Below are 17699 nucleotides of genomic sequence, written 5' to 3' on the forward strand. Positions count from 1 at the left end.
GCACCTGACGCGGGAGCGGTGATGAGGCGGGTCGACTACGACAGGGAGCAGTACCGCGACTACGCGCGGGGGCGGGCGCTCACCGAGCGGCAGCGGGAGGTGTGGATCGGCGCGTTCGCGGCGGTGCTCCCTGAGCGGCGTCCGCTGGACGGGCTCGACGTCGGGTCGGGGACCGGGCGGTTCACGCCCGCGCTGGCGGAGGAGTTCGGGCCGGTGATCGGGGTCGATCCGTCGGTGCGTATGCGGGAGGTCGCGCAGGAGCAGTCCAGGCATCCCCTCGTGCGCTACCTGGCGGGGTCCGCCGAAGACATGCCGGTGGCGTCCGGTAGTGCCGACTACGCGCTCATGTTCCTGTCCTGGCATCACGTCCAGGAGAAGGAGCGGGCGGCGCGGGAGCTGGCCAGGGTGCTCCGGCCCGGTGGGCGGCTGTTGCTGCGGGCGAACTTCAGCGACCACCACCCCCGGCCGTGGTGGCTGGAGCACTTCGACCGCGGCTTCGAGATCGACGCCGCGCTGTTCCAGCCGCTTCACGAGGTCATCGAGATCTTCACGTCGGCGGGGTGGCGGGTGGCGCGTTTCGGCACCGTCGTCCAGCCCTCCTCCGGCACCCGTGAGGAGGTGCTCCGGCGGCTGCGGCTGCGCACGCTGTCGTTCTTCTCCCAGTTGGGCCCCGAGGAGCTGGAAGAGGGCTTCCGGCGGCTGGAGAGGGCCGTGGCGGCCGATCCCGGCGCGCCGGCGCCGGAGTTCTCCGACACGCTGCTCACTCTCGAGACGCCCGGGCCTTCCTGAAGCGGCCGACTCTTCGCAGCGCCATCCAGCCGATCGCGATCATCCCCGCCAGGAAGACCAGGACCAGCACGGGCAGGAACACCGCCACCAGGCTGAGCGACAGCGAGCCGGCGTCCTCCACGGTGCTCACGACGGGGGCTCCCACGCCGGCCGTCGTGGCGTTCACCACCGGGCGGGCGCCCGACTTCACCAGGTGGACGATCAGCGCCGTCACGATGCCCAGGATCCAGCCGACCGCCGGGTGTTCGGCCATCCACGTCGAGTTGTCGAGCTGGGACGCCGCCGAGGTGGCGCTGAAGACCACGCCGCCCGCGGCCGGGCGGACCGCCGTCTGGATCATGTCGTTGACGTGGTCGACGACGGGCACCTTGTCCAGGACGAACTCGGCCAGCAGCAGCACGCCGATGACGCCGAGGACCCAGCCGTTCGACAGCCACGCGTACTCGGACGGCAGCCGCACGGCGTCGGTCACGTTGGCCAGCACGCCGACCACCATGAGCGGGATGTAGGCGTTCAGGCCGGCCGCCGTCGAGAGTCCTAAGCCGGTCAGGGTCGCGAACACAGCAGATCGACCTCCCTTCGAGGGGACAACGACCCACTATTACGAAATATCCCCGGAACTTCCCGCGATCCGCATCAACCGGACTTCCGGCGCCACCCAGCCCTCCTCGGGGGAGTACTGCCGCACGATCTTGGCGGGCACTCCGGCGATCACGCAGTGGTCGGGGAACTCGCCCCTGACCACCGCCCCACCGGCCACGACGCACTGCCGGCCGATCTTCGTGCCGGGCAGGACGATGGCCCCCGTCCCGAGCCAGGAGCCCTCGCCGATGCTGACCGGATTGTTACGCGGCCACTGGCGTCCGACCGGGATCGACGGGTCGTCGTAGACGTGGTTCTGGTCGGTGATGTAGACGTACGGGCCGGTGAAGACGTGGTCGCCGATGTCGATCGACTGGTGGCCGACGATGTGGCTGCCGCGGCCGATGGAGCAGGAGCCGCCGATCCGGACGAGGGAGTCGGGGCCGAGGTCCACGCCCGGGCCCATCCCGGCCGAGATGGAGACGCGTTCGCCGATGAGGGTGTGGTCGCCGATCTCGATCCACTGCTCGCCGAAGATGGCCCCCACCGGGAAGGCGATGCAGACGCCGTCGCCCAGCTTGCGGAACCGGTAACCGGCGGGGGAGAGGGGGGTGAGGGCCCCGGCCCTCCGGATGTACGCCCACATCCGGTGGATCAGACGGCCCATCAACCGTTGCCGCATCGACATAACGGATCAAGTTACCTTCTTGTGAAATCCCCGCCTATGGCGGGTTCCCGCACGTGGGTGAGCTGGGGACACCAGGATTTGATAGGCTCGAAGCCCGTGGACATGGCCGACACTTTTTCGGACCACGGGAGACCCCTTGCGCAACGCCGTTAGCACCAAACATCTGTTCGTCACCGGCGGCGTCGCCTCCAGCCTCGGCAAGGGCCTCACGGCCTCGAGTCTCGGCCGGCTGCTCAAGCTCCGTGGCCTTCGCGTGACGATGCAGAAACTCGACCCTTACCTGAACGTCGACCCCGGAACGATGAATCCGTTCCAGCACGGTGAAGTTTTCGTCACCGACGACGGAGCGGAGACCGACCTCGACGTCGGCCATTATGAACGCTTCCTCGACACCGAACTGCACGGTTCGGCGAACGTGACGACCGGGCAGGTCTACTCCAACGTGATCGCCAAAGAGCGGCGCGGGGAGTACCTCGGTGACACCGTCCAGGTGATCCCGCACATCACCAACGAGATCAAAGACCGCATCCGCGGCATGGCGGGCCCCGACGTCGACGTCGTCATCACCGAGGTCGGCGGGACCGTCGGCGACATCGAGTCGCTGCCCTTCCTGGAGGCCGTACGCCAGGTGCGCCACGAGGTGGGCCGCGACAACGTCTTCTTCCTGCACGTCTCGCTGCTGCCCTACATCGGGCCCAGCGGCGAGCTGAAGACCAAGCCGACCCAGCACTCCGTGGCCGCCCTGCGCAGCATCGGCATCCAGCCCGACGCGATCGTGTGCCGGTCCGACCGGCCGATCACGACCTCGCTCAAGCGCAAGATCAGCCTGATGTGCGACGTCGACGAGGACGCGGTGGTCTCGGCCATCGACGCCCCCTCGATCTACGACATCCCCAAGGTGCTGCACGCCGAGGGCCTCGACGCCTACGTCGTGCGCCGCCTGGGCCTGCCGTTCCGCGACGTCGAATGGACGGAGTGGGACGAACTCCTCAAGCGGGTGCACAAGCCGTCCAAGGAGGCCACCATCGCGCTGGTCGGCAAGTACGTCGACCTGCCCGACGCCTACCTGTCGGTCACCGAGGCCCTGCGCGCGGGCGGGTTCGCCAACGACGCCCGCGTGAACATCCGGTGGGTGACCAGCGACGACTGCCAGACCCAGGAAGGGGCGGCCCGCGAGCTCGACGGCGTCGACGGGGTGCTCATCCCCGGCGGCTTCGGCGTACGCGGCATCGAGGGCAAGATCGGCGCGATCCGGCACGCCCGCGAGAACAAGATCCCCCTGCTCGGCATCTGCCTGGGCATGCAGGGCATGGTCATCGAGGCGGCCCGCAACCTGGCCGGCATCGAGGAGGCCAACAGCGCCGAGTTCGACCCCGACGTCAAGCACCCGGTCATCTCGACGATGGCCGACCAGGAGGACGTCGTCGCCGGCGAGCGCGACATGGGCGGCACGATGCGGCTGGGTATGTACACCGCCAAGCTCGGCGAGGGCTCGCTGGCCCGCCAGCTCTACGGCAAGGCCAAGGCCGACGAGCGGCACCGCCACCGCTACGAGGTCAACAACGCCTACCGCGAGCGCCTGGAGAAGGTCGGCGTGGTCTTCTCGGGCCTGTCGCCCGACGGCCGCCTGGTCGAGTACGCCGAGCTCGCCTCCGACCTGCACCCCTTCTTCATCGGCACGCAGGCCCACCCCGAGTTCCGCTCGCGCCCGACCCGGGCGCACCCGCTGTTCCGGGGCCTGATCGCGGCCTCGATCGCGCACGCCGAGGGCCGCGCCAAGGCGGTGAAGGCCAAGTGACCGTGGCCGACGCGCGCGAGACGTGGGAGGTCACCGCGTCGCGCGAGCGGTTCTCGGCCCGGATCATCTCGGCCGTGACCGACACCGTCGTGATGCCGGGCGGGGAGACCGCCGACCGCGACTACGTCAGGCACCCCGGCTCGGTGGCCGTGGCCGCGGTCGACGACGCCGGCCGGGTGCTGCTGCTGCGGCAGTACCGTCACCCCGTACAGAGACTGCTGTGGGAGCTCCCGGCGGGCATCCGCGACGTGCCGGGGGAGCCGCTGGTCGACTGCGCGGCGCGCGAGCTGGCCGAGGAGGCCGGATACCGGGCCGCGACCTGGCACACGCTGGTCGACCTCTACACCTCGCCCGGCATGAGCGACGAGCGCATCCGCGTCTTCCTGGCCAGGGATCTGGAAAGGATCCCTGACGAAGAGAACACCTACGTCCGGCATCACGAAGAGATCGACATGCCGGTGGAATGGGTACCTCTGGACGAAGCGGTAGAGAAGGCGCTGGCCGGAATGATCCACAATTCCCCCGCCATCGCCGGTATTCTCGCCGCGTACGCCGCATCCTCCGACGACTACAAGGGCCTGCGGGCCGCGAGCGCGCCGGAGGCCTGAACCAGGGGACCTACGCTGAGCTCGCCGGAAGCCGTACTCACCAGCTACCTCGCCCACCTGGCGGTGGAGCGTGGCCTTTCGGCGAACACGCTGGCCTCATACCGCCGTGACCTGCGTCGTTACGTCGACCATCTGACTTCGCGCGGCCTGGCCTCCATCGGCCAGGTCGCCGAGTCGGATGTGGTGGCCTTCCTGGCCGCGCTGCGGGAGGGCGACGACGATCATCCGGCCCTGGTCGCCAGTTCGGCGGCCAGGGCCGTCTCGGCCGTCAGGGGGCTCCACCGGTTCGCGCTGCGCGAGGGCGTCTCGGGGCACGACCCGGCCAACCAGGTGCGCCCCCCGCGCACGCTGCGCCGGCTCCCGAAGGCGATCACCGTCGACGACGTCGAGCGCCTCATCGCCGCCTCGGGTCCCGACGAGTCTCCCCTGACGTTCCGGAACAGGGCCCTTCTGGAGGTCCTGTACGGAACCGGCGCCCGCATCTCCGAAGCGGTGGGCCTGGCCGTCGACGACATCGCCACGGCCTCACAGGTGGTTCTGCGGGGCAAGGGCGGGACGACCAGGATCGTCCCCCTCGGCCGGTACGCCCGGTCAGCCCTCGACGCCTATCTCGTCCGTGCGCGTCCCCAGATCGCCTCTCACGGCCGGGGAACGCCCGCTCTGTTCCTGAACGCCCGGGGCGGCCGGCTGACCCGTCAGGGCGCCTGGGAGGTCCTGCAGTCGGCCGCCGAGCGGGCCGGTCTGTCGGGAGTGTCGCCGCACATGCTGCGCCATTCGTTCGCAACCCACCTTCTCGACGGCGGGGCGGACGTTAGGGTGGTCCAGGAGCTGCTCGGCCACGCCTCGGTGACCACCACCCAGGTCTACACGCTGGTGACGGTCGACCGGCTCCGAGAGGTGTACGCCGCCGCGCATCCCCGTGCCCGCAGGTGATTCAGTTCCATTACCCTGGCTTTGCTTGGGCGCGGCGCCTTGCCGCATACGTGACTACCCTCTAGATTCGGTCCGATTCGGGACCGTCAGGGAGGTTCAACAGGTGACTGCGACCACAGACGAGACGTGGACCGCGGGGAACCCGGGTGCCCTGGGTCCGACCGGGCGCCCCCGCCCCGTCTTCCCCGAGCCGCCCGTGCCCGAGAACCACGGCCCGGCGCGGGTCGTCGCCATGGTGAACCAGAAGGGCGGCGTCGGCAAGACGACCACCACGATCAACCTCGGGGCCGCGTTAGCCGAGGTCGGGCAGAAGGTGCTGCTGGTCGACTTCGACCCGCAGGGCGCCCTGTCGGTGGGCCTGGGCATCGACCCCCGCCCGCTCGAGACGACGATCTACGACCTCCTCATGGAGGAGCCCGACGTCACCGCCGAAGACGTGCTGCTCGGCACCAGCGTCGAGGGGATGGACCTGCTCCCCAGCAACATCTTCCTGTCCGGCGCGGAGATCCGGCTGGTCAACGAGGTCGCCCGGGAATACGCGCTTCAGCGCAGCCTGGAGCCCCTGCTTCCCTACTACGACATCTGCCTGATCGACTGCCAGCCCTCGCTGGGCCTGCTGACGGTCAACGCGCTGACCTGCGCCCACAGCGTCATGATCCCCCTGGAGTGCGAGTTCTTCGCGCTGCGCGGCGTGGCCCTGCTGATGGAGTCGATCTCCAAGGTCCAGGAACGCCTCAACAAGAACCTCGAGATAGACGGCCTCCTCGCCACCATGTACGACCCCCGCACCCTCCACGCCCGCGAGGTGCTGGCGACGATCATGCAGGGGTTCGGCGACAAGGTCTTCCACACGGTCATCAACCGGACCGTGCGCTTCCCCGACGCCACCCTGGCCGGTGAGCCGATCACCCAGTTCGACCCGGGTTCGATGGGCGCCACCGCCTACCGCGAGCTGGCCCGCGAGGTGCTGGCCCGCTGGCCCGCGCGCCTCTGATCTCCAGTACACGGCACAATGGCTCGGTGACCGAGCCGGAGACCACCGCGACGCCGGAAGAGGAGCAGGTCGGGTTCCACGTCCACCTTGAGGTGTTCGAGGGGCCCTTCGACCTGCTGCTCGGGCTGATCGCCAAGCACAAGCTCGACATCACCGAGGTCTCGCTCAGCAAGGTCACCGACGAGTTCATCGCCTACATCCGCTCGCGCGGGCCCGAATGGGACCTCGACCAGACCAGCCACTTCCTGCTGGTCGCGGCCACCCTGCTCGACCTCAAGGCGGCCCGGCTGCTGCCGACGGGCGAGGTGGAGGACGAAGAGGACCTCGCCCTCCTGGAGGCCCGTGACCTGCTGTTCGCCCGGTTGCTGCAGTACCGGGCGTACAAGGAGGTGGCGAAGATCTTCGCCGGCCGGATGGCCGACGAGGCGCTGCGGTTCCCGCGCCTGGTGCCGCTGGAGCCCGCGTTCGCCAACCTGCTGCCCGAGCTGGTGCTCGGGATCGGGCCCGACCGGCTGGCCGAGATCGCCCGCCGGGCGTTCACCCCGAAGCTGCCGCCGACGGTTTCCGTCACGCACATGTACCAACCGCTCGCCTCGGTACGCGAACAGGCCGCTATCCTGGTCGAGCGGTTGCGCCGGGCGGGCACCGCGACATTCCGGGCGCTGACCTCCGACTGCACCGGCCCTTTCGAAGTGGTGGCGAGGTTCCTCGCCGTTCTGGAGTTGTTCCGCGAGGCGGCGGTCTCCTTCGAGCAGGCCGAGCCGCTGGGGGACCTGTACGTGACCTGGACCGGAACCGCCGACGGCACCGTGCTCGTCGGCGACGACTACGACGAGACGCGACAGGGAGAGGGCGATGACTGAGCTCACGATGGGCCTTGAGGCCATCCTGCTCGTCGTCGACGAACCCGTCGCCGAGATCACTCTCGCGCAGGTGCTCGAACGGCCCACCGCCGAGGTCGCGGCCGCCCTGCGCGACCTGTCGGCGGAATACACCTCCGCCGGGAGGGGTTTTGATCTGAGAGAGGTCGCCGGAGGATGGCGCCTCTACACGCGCGCCGAATGCGCTCCCCTGGTGGAGCGGTTCGTGCGCGACGGCCAGCAGGCGCGGCTGACCCAGGCCGCCCTGGAGACCCTCGCCGTGGTCGCCTACCGGCAGCCCGTCAGCCGGGCCCGGGTGGCGGCGATCCGCGGCGTCAACAGCGACGGCGTCATGCGCACGCTCGCCGCCCGCGGCCTCGTCGAAGAGGCCGGGACCGACCCGGAGAGCCAGGCCGTGCTCTACCGGACCACCAGCTACTTCCTGGAGAGGCTGGGCCTGCGGGAGCTGTCGGAGCTCCCCGAACTGGCGCCCTTCCTCCCCGACGACGTTGACACCCTTGAGGAGCAACCCAAGTGAACAAGCGCAGCACCCCGTCCGGTGATGGACGCGGTCGAGGCAACTCCTTCCGCGCGGGCCGCTCAGGCTCCCGCGGCGCCGGCTCGGGCGGGCCCGCCAAGCGCGGCGGATTCGGCGGCGGCTCGTCGGGCGGCGGCTCCGGCTCCCGCGACGACCGCGGCGGTCGCGACTTCCGCCCCCGCGACGACCGCGCCCCGCGCGGCGACAGGAGTTACGGATCGCGCGACGACCGGCCGCAGCGTTCTTCCCGCGACGACAGCCCCCGCTCCGGCTCCTACGGCGACCGCCCGCAGCGGTCCTACGGCGACGACCGCCCGGCCCGTTCCTACGGCGACCGGCCGCAGCGGCCCAGCGGCGATGACCGTCCGGCCCGTTCTTACGGTGACCGGCCGCAGCGGTCCTATGGCGGTGACCGTCCCGCCCGTTCTTACGGTGACCGGCCGCAGCGGTCCAGCGGCGATGACCGTCCCGCCCGCTCTTACGGCGACCGCCCGCAGCGGTCCTATGGCGATGACCGCCCGGCCCGTTCCTACGGTGACCGCCCGCAGCGGTCCAGCGGCGATGACCGTCCCGCCCGTTCCTACGGTGACCGCCCGGCCCGTTCCTACGGCGATGACCGCCCGGCCCGTTCTTACGGTGACCGGCCGCAGCGGTCCTCCGGTGGCGACCGCCCTCAGCGTTCCTTCCGTGACGACCGTCCTTCCGGCGGCGATCGGCCGCAGCGGTCCGGCGGTTCCTACGGTGACCGGCCGCAGCGGGCCGGTGGGTCCTACGGCGACCGGCCGCAGCGGGCCGGCGGGTCCTACGGCGACCGGCCGCAGCGGGCCGGTGGGTCCTACGGCGACCGGCCGGTGCGGCCCGAGCGGTCGTTCCGGGACGACAACCCCGGCCGCTCCGAGCGGTCCTTCGAGTCCCGCGACGATCGGGGCAACCCCGCCGCCAAGGGCACCAGGGCCAGGTTCGGCAAGGCCGACCGGCCGATGCGCGCCGACCGGGGCGGGCGTCGTGACGACGTACAGACCGTCGGGAAGCCGGCCCGGCCCAAAGCGGCCGCGCAGCCTTTCAAGACGGCGGCCCAGCCGAAGCGGGACCCCGACTTCTGGGAGCCCGGCTACACCGACGAGCGCGACACCACCGAGATCCCCGGCGGCGAGCGGCTGCAGAAGGTGCTCGCCCAGGCGGGCGTCGCCTCGCGGCGCGCGTGCGAGGACATGATCGGTGAGGGTCGCGTCACCGTCGACGGCCAGGTGGTCCGGCGGTTCGGGGCGCGGGTCGACCCGGCCAAGCAGATCATCCACGTCGACGGGAAGCGCATCCCGACCGCGCCCGACCTCGTCTACTACGCCCTCAACAAGCCCATCGGCGTCGTCTCCACGATGGAGGACCCGGAGGGCCGGCCGTGCCTGGCCGACTACGTCCAGGAACTGGCCCCCCGGCTGTTCCACGTCGGGCGGCTCGACACCGAGACCGAGGGGCTGCTGCTGCTCACCAACGACGGCGAGCTGGCCCACCGGCTGACCCACCCCAGCTACGGGGTGCCGAAGAAGTACTGGGCGAAGGTGCCCGGCCCGATCCCGCGCGACCTGCACCGGACGCTGCGCAAGGGCATCGAGCTGGAAGACGGGCTGGCCAAGGTCGACTCGTTCACCGTCGTGCAGGAGCACGGTCAGCAGGCGCTCGTCGAGGTCGTGCTGCACGAGGGACGCAAGCACATCGTGCGGCGCCTCCTGGAGGAGACCGGGCACCGCGTGATCGACTTGGCTCGCATCGAGTTCGGGCCGGTCAAGCTCGGCCGGCTCAAGCCGGGCACGATCCGCGCGCTCAGCCTGCACGAAGTCGGCGAGCTCTACGCATCGGTCAAGCTGTAGCCTTTGCGGACGATCAGATAGGAGTCAGGCATATGGTCAGGGCGGTCCGCGGCGCGATCCAGGTTGACGGGAACGACCGTGAGTCGATCATCACGGGAACGACCGAGCTGGTCACCGAAGTGATGGAGCGAAACCGGCTCACCACCGACGAGGTGATCAGCGTGATCTTCACCGCGACACCCGACCTGACCGCCGAGTTCCCCGCTCTGGCCGCACGTAAGCTGGGCTTCCACGACGTGCCGCTGCTCTGCGCGTCGGAGATCGGCGTTCCGGGCGCGCTGCCCCGCGTGGTGCGGTTGATGGCCCACATCGCCGTCGACCGCCCGCGCCAGGAGATCCACCACGTCTACCTGCGCGGCGCGGTCGCGCTGCGGGTCGACATCGCTCAATAGATCACCGAGGAAATCCATGACCGAGGGTGGCTCACTCAGCAGTGCTCTGGTCGTCGGCACGGGCCTCATCGGCACGTCGCTGGCGCTGGCGCTGCGCCGCCGTGACATCAGGGTGCTGCTGACCGACCGCGACCCGGGGGCCGTACGGCTGGCCAGCGAACTGGGCGCCGGTGAACCCTGGGACGGCGCCGAGCGGGCCGACGTCGCGGTCATCGCGGTGCCCCCGCAGTTCGTTGCCGACCAGCTGCTCGAACTGCAGAAGAACGAGGCCGCCCGGTTCTACACCGACGTGGCCAGCGTGAAGGCGCTGCCGATCGCGCAGGCGGCCGTGCTCGGGTGCGACCTGTCGGTCTTCGTCGCGGGTCATCCGCTGGCGGGGCGGGAGAAGTCCGGCCCCGGGGCGGCCCGCGCCGACCTGTTCCTCGGCCGCCCGTGGGCGCTGTGCCCGACGATCGAGTCGGGTCCGCGCGCACGGGAGGCCGTGTCCGAGCTCGTCGCGCTCTGCGGGGCCAACGCCGTCACCGTCGGGCCCGAGGAGCACGACCGGGCCGTGGCGGTGATCTCGCACGCGCCGCACGTGACGGCGGCGGCGGTGGCCGCCCGGCTGGCCGAGGCCCCCGACACGGCGCTCGGCCTCAGCGGCCAGGGCGTCCGCGACGTGACCCGCATCGCGGCCGGCGATCCCGGTCTGTGGACGGGGATCCTGTCCGGGAACGCCACCCCGGTGGCGGAGGTCCTGGAGGCGGTCGCGGCCGACCTGAAGCTGGCGGCGCAGTCGCTGCGCGAGTTCGCGATCGACGGCACCCCGATGGACGAGGTCACCGACCTGCTCCGGCGGGGCGTGACCGGCACCGGCCGCATCCCCGGCAAGCACGGCGGGCCCGCGCGCACCTACGCGGTGGTCCAGGTGGTCATCGGCGACCGTCCCGGCGAGCTGGCGCGGCTGTTCCAGGTGGCCGAGCAGGCCGGGGTCAGCATCGAGGACGTGCGGCTGGAGCACGTGCCCGGGCTTCCCCTGGGCGCGGTGGAGCTGTCGGTGCAGCCGGAGGCGGCCGAGACCTTCGCGACCGCGCTGCGGGCGCAGGGCTGGCAGCTGCAGGGCTGAGCCGTCCTCCACGGGCCGGTAGCCTTTCTGAGGTCGCAACACATACGAGAACAGGGGAGTGGACCGTGCCGGGTCTGGTCGTCGCCATGGACGGGCCTTCGGGGTCGGGCAAGTCGAGCGCGTCTCGCGGGGTGGCCCGCGCGCTGGGCCTGCGCTATCTCGACACGGGGGCGATGTACCGGGCGGTCACCTGGTGGGTGCTCGACCAGGGCATCGACCTGGCCGACGCCGAGACCATCGCGGCGCGGGCCACCGAGCCGGTGCTGGAGATGTCCACCGACCCCGAGAACTCCGGCGTCACGATCGACGGGATCGACGTCAACGGCCCGATCCGGGAGGCGACCGTGACCGGCGCCGTCTCGGCCGTCGCCGCGGTCCCCGAAGTACGCGCCCATCTGGTCGCCCTCCAGCGAGAGCTGATCGCCGGAACCCCCGAGGGCATGGTCGTCGAAGGCCGGGACATCGGCACCGTCGTCGCCCCCCACGCCCCCGTCAAGATCTACCTGACCGCCAGCGCCGAGGCCCGCGCGCGCCGGCGCAACGCCGAGCTGAGCGGGTCGACCGTCGAGGCGCAGGTGGCCGACATGGCCCGCCGCGACACGCTCGACTCCACCCGCAAGGCCGACCCGCTGACCATGGCCGCCGACGCGGTCGAGGTCGACACCACTGAGCTGGGGCTCGACGAGGTGATCGCCGAGATCCTGCGGCTCGTGAAGGAGCGCGCCCCGATCGAGGCGCGCTGACAGGAGGAATGCCGCGATGAGCGCGGAGTACGACGACGACGGCTGGATCGAGGCCGAACTGGCCACCCTCGATGTCGAGGGAGGCCACGACGACGAGCCCGATTCGGGTCCGCTGCCCGTCGTGGCGGTGGTGGGTCGCCCCAACGTGGGCAAGTCGACCCTGGTCAACCGCATCATCGGCCGCCGGGAGGCGGTCGTGGAAGACGTTCCCGGCGTGACCCGCGACCGGGTCACCTACGACGCCAACTGGAGGGGACGCCGGTTCACGCTGGTCGACACCGGCGGGTGGGACCCCGACGCCACCGGCATGGCCCTGAAGATCGCCGAGCAGGCGCAGGTGGCGGCCGAGCTGGCCGACGTGATCCTGTTCGTGGTCGACGCCACGGTCGGCATCACCGACTCCGACGAGGCCGTCGGCGGGGTGCTCCGCAAGGCGGGCAAACCGGTCGTGTTGGCCGCGAACAAGGTCGACAACCAGCTCCAGGAGCTGGAGGCCAACGAACTGTGGTCGCTCGGCCTTGGGCAGCCCTACCCGGTGTCGGCCCTGCACGGCCGCTCCAGCGGCGACCTGCTCGACGTGGTGCTCGACGCGCTGCCCGAGACCCCGCCGCTGAAGTTCGGCGAGCAGCGCGGCCCGCGCCGCGTGGCCCTGCTCGGCAAGCCCAACGTGGGCAAGTCGTCGCTGCTCAACCGGGTCGCCGGCGAGGAGCGGGTGCTGGTCGACCCGATGGCCGGCACCACCCGTGACCCGGTCGACGAGCTGATCGAGCTCGGCGGGGTGCCCTGGCGCTTCATCGACACCGCCGGCATCCGGCGGCGCGACCGCGAGCTCAAGGGCGCCGACTTCTACGCCGCCATGCGCACCCGCGCCGCGCTGGAGCGGGCCGAGGTCGCGATCGTGCTGATCGACGCCTCCGAGGTGCTGACCGAGCAGGACCTGCGCATCATCGGGCTGGTCATCGAGTCGGGCCGGGCCATGGTCGTGGCCTTCAACAAGTGGGACCTGGTCGACGAAGACCGGCGCTACTACCTGGAGAAGGAGATCGAGCGCCAGCTCGTCCGCACCCCGTGGGCGCTGCGCGTGAACATCTCCGCCAAGACCGGTCGCCACGTCGAGAAGCTGGTCCCGGCGCTGGAGCGGGCGATCGACTCGTGGACGACCCGGGTGCCGACCGCGCGGCTCAACCAGTTCCTCACCGAGCTGGTGCAGGCCACGCCGCCGCCGGTCCGCGGCGGCAAGCAGCCGAAGATCCTGTTCGCGACGCAGGCCGCGACCGAGCCGCCGAAGTTCGTCCTGTTCACCTCCGGGTTCCTCGAGGAGACCTACCGGCGCTTCATCGAGCGGCGGCTGCGCGAGGAGTTCGGCTTCGAGGGTTCCCCGATCGAGGTCACCATGAAGATCAGGGAGAAGCGCAAGAAGTAGGACCGTTCTGCACGGGCCGCGCCTCCGGGCGCGGCCCGTGCCGGTTTCAGGGGCCTGTGATGGTGGTGCCAGCCCTACCATCGGTCGGGTGTACGCGGGATCGTGAGGAGTGCCGCCGATTTCTAAGTTGATGGGCATGAGAACACATCTGCGCCGCCTGGCCGCCGACACCGGCTACCTGATGCTGGGCTTCCCCCTGGCGACGGTCGCGTTCTGCCTGATGGTCGCCGGGCTCTCGGCCGGGGCCGGGACCCTCGTCGTCGGCGTCGGGGTGGCCGTCATCGCCGTCACCCTGCTCATCGCCCGCCTGTTCGGCGACATCGAGCGGGGTCGCATCGCGCTGGTCCTCGACCGGCCGGTGCACCGTCCGCGCTACCCCGCCTCTCCGGCGGACGCCGGCTGGGTCCGCCGGCTGGTCAACCCGCTCATGACTCCCCAGTCGTGGCTCGACGCGCTGCACCTGATCATCGTGTTCCCGATCGCGATCGTCACGTTCTGCCTGTCGGTCACGATGTGGGGGCTGGTGCTGGGCGGGCTGACCTACCCCCTCTGGGGCTGGTTCACCAGCCGGATCCCGGGCAACCAGGAGCTGCCCGAGCTGCTGGGCTTCGACGGTGGCTACCTCACCAACGCCACGTTCTACCTGGTCATGGGCCTGCTCTCGGCGTTGGTGATCTTCCCGGTGATCCGCTTCATGGCCACGTTGCAGGCCAACCTGAGCCGGACGATGCTCAGCGGCATGGCCGAGCTGCAGGGCCGCATCGACGACCTCACCGAGGGCCGGCACGCCGCCGCCCACGCCGAGGCCGACGCGCTGCGCCGCCTTGAGCGCGACATCCACGACGGCCCGCAGCAGCGGCTCGTCCACCTGGCGATGGAGCTGTCGCGGGCCCAGCGGCTGCTGGAGCGCGACGCCGCGGCCGCCTCGACGACGATCGGGCAGGCGATCACCGCCACCCGCGAGACGCTCGACGAGCTGCGGGCCCTGTCACGGGGGATCGCCCCGCCGATCCTGGCCGACCGGGGGCTCAACCCGGCGCTGTCGGCGCTGGCGGCCCGCTGCACCGTGCCGGTCGAGCTCGACGTCCGGATCGAGGAGCGGTTCGCGGCGCTGGTCGAGAACACCGTCTACTTCGTCACCGCCGAGGCGCTCACCAACGTGGCCAAGCACAGCCGGGCCACCCTGTGCCGGGTCATGCTCGACCGCACGGGTGACTCGCTGCTGCTGACCATCGGCGACGACGGAGTCGGCGGTGCGCACGTCGCCAAGGGCCACGGGCTGTCCGGTCTGGCCGACCGGCTGCGCGCGGTCGACGGCGAATTGTCCGTGAAGTCCCCCGCCGGGGGACCGACCCTGATTGTGGCGGAGGTTCCGTGCGGGTAGTGGTGGCCGACGACGCCGTGCTCATCCGGGAGGGTCTGGTACGCCTCCTCGAAGAGTTCGGCTGTGAGGTGGTCGCGACGGTGGGGACGGGCGATGAGCTCGTGTCCGCCGTCGCGGCGCATCGGCCTGACGTGTCCGTGGTCGACGTGCGGATGCCGCCGACCTTCACCGACGAGGGCCTGCGCGCCGCCGTGGCGGCCCGCAAGGAGGTGCCCGGGGCGCCGGTCCTCATCCTGTCGCAGTACGTCGAGGTGTCCTACGCCGACGACCTGCTCGCCGACGCCCGGGGCGGGGTCGGGTACCTGCTGAAAGACCGCGTCGTCGACGTCGAGGAGTTCATGGCCGGGCTGCGCGGAGTCGCCTCCGGCGGCACCGTCTTCGACCCGCAGGTCATCTCCCAGCTGATGGTCCGGCGGCGGCGCGACGACCCGGTGGCCCTGCTGACGCCCCGGGAGCGCGAGGTGCTCGGCCTGATGGCCGAGGGCCGCTCCAACCCGGCGATCGGGCGTCACCTGGTGGTGAGCGAGGGCGCGGTGGAGAAGCACATCCGCTCGATCTTCGCCAAGCTCGGCCTGTACGCCGACGACGCCGACCAGCACCGCCGGGTGCTGGCGGTGCTGGCCTTCCTCCGGTCCTAGGCCGGGTGGTTCCCCGTCGGCCCGCCGATGTCGTAGGGGGTAGTGATCCCCTCGTACGCCACGTGGAACTCCATCCCCTGGACGGCGTGGGCCAGGTCGTGGCAGTGGGACATCCACAGGCCGGGGTTGTCGGCCGTCAGCGCGACGACCCAGACCTCGCCCGGTTCGACGTCGAAGGTGTCGACGAGCATCCCGTTGGCGGCCCGGCCGTCGCGCGACAGGACCTCGACGTGGTGGCCGTGCGGGTGCATCGGGTGCAGGTCGCCCGAACGGTTCACGATCGTGATCTTGACGCGTTCGCCCTCGCGCACGATCGGGGTCGGGATGTTCGGATAGCCCTTCCCGTTGACCGTGTGGGCCAGCCTCGGCACCCCGTCGACCATGGCGAACGTCTTGTCGAGGACCCAGACGATCTCCTGGTCGAACTCCTCGCGGAGCTCGGGCAGCGTGCCGTAGCGGGTGACGTCGAGCAGGTCGCCCGTCGCGGGCGCGGTCTGGCCGTTCAGCGCCAGGCCCGGATGGCCCTCGACGCTCAGCATGACCGGGCCGTCGGGCATGGTGAAGGCCAGGTCGTAGCGGCCGCCCGCGGCGAGCTTGATCCGCCGGTCTCGCAGCGGCGTGGCGCCGGCGACGTCGCGGGCGTCGACGGAGGCCAGCCGGAAGTCCACGCCCGACAGGCCCAGGGTCACCGGCACGCTGTCGGTGTCGGCGATCCGCAGCCGGACCGGGGTGCCGGGCGGGATGTCGGCCGCGACCCGGCGGTCGGTGGGGGGCTGGTCGTCGAAGGCCAGGGTCTGGACGTTGCCGTACGAATGGATCGCCACCGTGTGGTCGCCTTCGGCGGGCTCCACGATCAGCAGCCCGAACAGGCCCTTGGCCACGGCGATGCTGGAGTTCTGGTGCGAGTGGTACCAGTAGGTGCCGGGATCGTCGGCTCTGAAGCGGTAGACGTGCTCGCCCCCGGGCTTGACGGCGTCCTGGGTGACGCCGGGCACGCCGTCCTCCCCGGCGGGCAGGTCGTAGCCGTGCCAGTGGATCGTCACGCCCTGGTCGCCGGGCAGTTCGTTGCGCAGCGTCACCTCGAGCGTCTCGCCCTGCCTGACCCGCAGCGTCGGGCCGGGGTTCTGGCCGTTGAACGACCAGGTCTCCACCGTCCGGCCGCCCACGGTCAGGCTCGACGCCTTGGCCGTCAGGGTGTATTTCCGCGCGCCGGGGTCGGCGGGGCCGCGCAGGGAGGCCACGGAGACGCCGCCGGCGGCGGTGTCGTGGCCCGCGTGCATCGGGGCGCCGGAGAAGCTGCCCGTGATCGCCCACACGACGCCGGTCAGCGCCACCGCGAACCCGGCGATCCGCCACCGGTCGCCGCCCCCGCGCGCGACCAGCCGCCATGCCAGTGCTGCCGCGCCGCCCCCGACCAGCATCACGACCAGCGCCGACGACGGGGTCACCGGGTAGGAGACGACCACGTCGCAGGCCACCCCGGCGATCGCGCCGATCGCGGTCAGGATCAGCGGGTAGGCCCTCCGCAGGTCCCGTTCCCGCCGCAGGAGGGCGGGGACGGTGGTCGTGAGGGCGTACACCATCGGGACGAGCAGCAGCGGCAGGGCCAGCAGCACCTTCTCGGCGACGAACCACCAGCCCGCCTGCATGAGCCGGACCGTCAGCGCCACCCGCACCCCGCTCACGACGACCGCCCCGGCGCTCAGCGCCAGGGCGGCCAGGTGGAACCGCGGGTCGTGCGGCGGCCGGAACGCGGCGAACGCGAATCCGGCCGCGGCGGGCCACAGCACGGCGGCGACGACCAGCACGATCTGGTCGAGGCCGCCGGCGAGCGCGGTGGTCACGCGACGGCGGCCTGGGGCGCGGGCGCCGCGGCCTTGGTCAGGTCGCGGGCCTTCTTCATCAGCACGACCGACGCCCACAGGATCGCCACGCCGTCGAGGGCGTGGAAGCCGAGCACGACCAGGCTCGCGGTGCTGGTGCTGTCGGTCGTGGCGCCCAGCAGCCCGGCGATCTCGAAGATCACGAACAGCTGGACGACGATCAGCAGCAGCGGCGTGATCGACAGCAGGATGAGCCGGCCCCCGGCCTTGGCGACGGCGGCCACGATCGTGGTCAGGATCGACAGGATCGGCAGGACCATCGTGCCGTTGAGGATGTGCGGCATGATCGCGGCGTCCTCGGCGCCGAAGGCGGGCGCGGGCCGCTCGAAGGCGCCGAACGTCGCGAAGTAGAACTGGGCGATCACGGAGATGAACATGATCACCGTGAAGCCGAAGAAGACCTTACGCATGTGGGATCCCCCAGACAGAGTGGTGTCGCTGGCGCCAACTGTGGGCCAAGGGGTGTCCCGAGC

18 protein-coding genes are annotated in these 17699 nt (G+C 71.2%); 14 read left to right on the top strand and 4 right to left on the bottom strand.

What is annotated here, in order from left to right; translation table 11 throughout:
* The first annotated feature begins 21 nt into the window (after positions 1-21).
* A complete protein-coding gene (locus FDA94_RS23000) occupies positions 22-789 on the top strand; it encodes a class I SAM-dependent methyltransferase (protein WP_137249156.1) in 768 nt (255 codons plus the stop codon).
* Here FDA94_RS23000 and FDA94_RS23005 read toward each other — a convergent pair.
* Positions 761-1351 (bottom strand): DUF4126 domain-containing protein, encoded by a 591-nt coding sequence (locus FDA94_RS23005; protein WP_137249157.1) that lies wholly within the window; start codon positions 1349-1351, stop codon positions 761-763. The two genes, FDA94_RS23000 and FDA94_RS23005, sit on opposite strands and share 29 nt — an antisense overlap.
* 39 nt (positions 1352-1390) lie before the next feature.
* Positions 1391-2053 (bottom strand): acyltransferase, encoded by a 663-nt coding sequence (locus FDA94_RS23010; RefSeq protein ID WP_246060102.1) that lies wholly within the window; start codon positions 2051-2053, stop codon positions 1391-1393.
* 142 nt (positions 2054-2195) lie between these two features.
* On the opposite strand from FDA94_RS23010, the gene FDA94_RS23015 reads away from it, so the two are divergent.
* From FDA94_RS23015 to FDA94_RS23075, 13 genes are all read left to right on the top strand, one after another.
* The gene (locus FDA94_RS23015; RefSeq protein ID WP_137249159.1) at positions 2196-3857 is read left to right on the top strand and encodes a CTP synthase; all 1662 of its coding nucleotides are present in this window, start codon (positions 2196-2198) and stop codon (positions 3855-3857) included.
* Positions 3854-4465: an NUDIX domain-containing protein gene (locus FDA94_RS23020; protein ID WP_246060103.1), complete on the top strand. Its 612-nt coding sequence runs from the start codon at positions 3854-3856 to the stop codon at positions 4463-4465. Before FDA94_RS23015 ends, FDA94_RS23020 begins: the two co-directional genes overlap by 4 nt.
* Positions 4466-4480: 15 nt before the next feature.
* Positions 4481-5398: a site-specific tyrosine recombinase XerD gene (gene xerD, locus FDA94_RS23025; protein WP_137249160.1), complete on the top strand. Its 918-nt coding sequence runs from the start codon at positions 4481-4483 to the stop codon at positions 5396-5398.
* 103 nt (positions 5399-5501) lie between these two features.
* Positions 5502-6392 (top strand): ParA family protein, encoded by an 891-nt coding sequence (locus FDA94_RS23030; protein WP_062432285.1) that lies wholly within the window; start codon positions 5502-5504, stop codon positions 6390-6392.
* Between the two features lie 26 nt (positions 6393-6418).
* Positions 6419-7255, top strand: coding sequence for a segregation and condensation protein A (locus tag FDA94_RS23035; protein ID WP_137249161.1), 837 nt, complete (start codon positions 6419-6421; stop codon positions 7253-7255).
* Positions 7248-7790 (top strand): SMC-Scp complex subunit ScpB, encoded by a 543-nt coding sequence (gene scpB, locus FDA94_RS23040; RefSeq protein ID WP_137249162.1) that lies wholly within the window; start codon positions 7248-7250, stop codon positions 7788-7790. The genes FDA94_RS23035 and scpB overlap by 8 nt, the downstream gene beginning before the upstream one ends.
* Entirely contained in the window at positions 7787-9658 is a 1872-nt protein-coding gene (locus tag FDA94_RS23045) for a pseudouridine synthase (RefSeq protein ID WP_137249163.1), read from the top strand. Before scpB ends, FDA94_RS23045 begins: the two co-directional genes overlap by 4 nt.
* Positions 9659-9690: 32 nt before the next feature.
* Positions 9691-10050 carry a chorismate mutase gene (aroH, locus tag FDA94_RS23050; protein WP_137249164.1) on the top strand — a complete coding sequence of 120 codons (360 nt, stop codon included), beginning with the start codon at positions 9691-9693 and terminating at the stop codon, positions 10048-10050.
* 16 nt (positions 10051-10066) lie between these two features.
* The gene (locus FDA94_RS23055; RefSeq protein ID WP_137249165.1) at positions 10067-11155 is read left to right on the top strand and encodes a prephenate dehydrogenase; all 1089 of its coding nucleotides are present in this window, start codon (positions 10067-10069) and stop codon (positions 11153-11155) included.
* Positions 11156-11220: 65 nt separating this feature from the next.
* Positions 11221-11898 carry a (d)CMP kinase gene (gene cmk / locus FDA94_RS23060; RefSeq protein WP_246060104.1) on the top strand — a complete coding sequence of 226 codons (678 nt, stop codon included), beginning with the start codon at positions 11221-11223 and terminating at the stop codon, positions 11896-11898.
* Positions 11899-11914: 16 nt separating this feature from the next.
* Positions 11915-13321: a ribosome biogenesis GTPase Der gene (der, locus tag FDA94_RS23065; RefSeq protein ID WP_083950127.1), complete on the top strand. Its 1407-nt coding sequence runs from the start codon at positions 11915-11917 to the stop codon at positions 13319-13321.
* A 136-nt stretch (positions 13322-13457) separates the two neighbouring features.
* Entirely contained in the window at positions 13458-14705 is a 1248-nt protein-coding gene (locus FDA94_RS23070; protein ID WP_137249166.1) for a sensor histidine kinase, read from the top strand.
* Positions 14696-15343: a response regulator transcription factor gene (locus tag FDA94_RS23075; protein ID WP_137249167.1), complete on the top strand. Its 648-nt coding sequence runs from the start codon at positions 14696-14698 to the stop codon at positions 15341-15343. The genes FDA94_RS23070 and FDA94_RS23075 overlap by 10 nt, the downstream gene beginning before the upstream one ends.
* Here FDA94_RS23075 and FDA94_RS23080 read toward each other — a convergent pair.
* Together FDA94_RS23080 and FDA94_RS23085 are read right to left on the bottom strand one after the other, a co-directional pair.
* Positions 15340-17187, bottom strand: coding sequence for a multicopper oxidase family protein (locus FDA94_RS23080; protein WP_137249168.1), 1848 nt, complete (start codon positions 17185-17187; stop codon positions 15340-15342). The two genes, FDA94_RS23075 and FDA94_RS23080, sit on opposite strands and share 4 nt — an antisense overlap.
* On the bottom strand, positions 17184-17636 hold the full coding sequence (locus tag FDA94_RS23085; RefSeq protein WP_137249169.1) for a DUF6220 domain-containing protein: 453 nt from the start codon (positions 17634-17636) through the stop codon (positions 17184-17186). The genes FDA94_RS23080 and FDA94_RS23085 overlap by 4 nt, the downstream gene beginning before the upstream one ends.
* Positions 17637-17699: the final 63 nt, after the last annotated feature.

This window comes from Herbidospora galbida, from assembly GCF_005233835.1.
In the GTDB taxonomy this organism is placed as follows: Bacteria; Actinomycetota; Actinomycetes; order Streptosporangiales; family Streptosporangiaceae; genus Herbidospora; species Herbidospora galbida.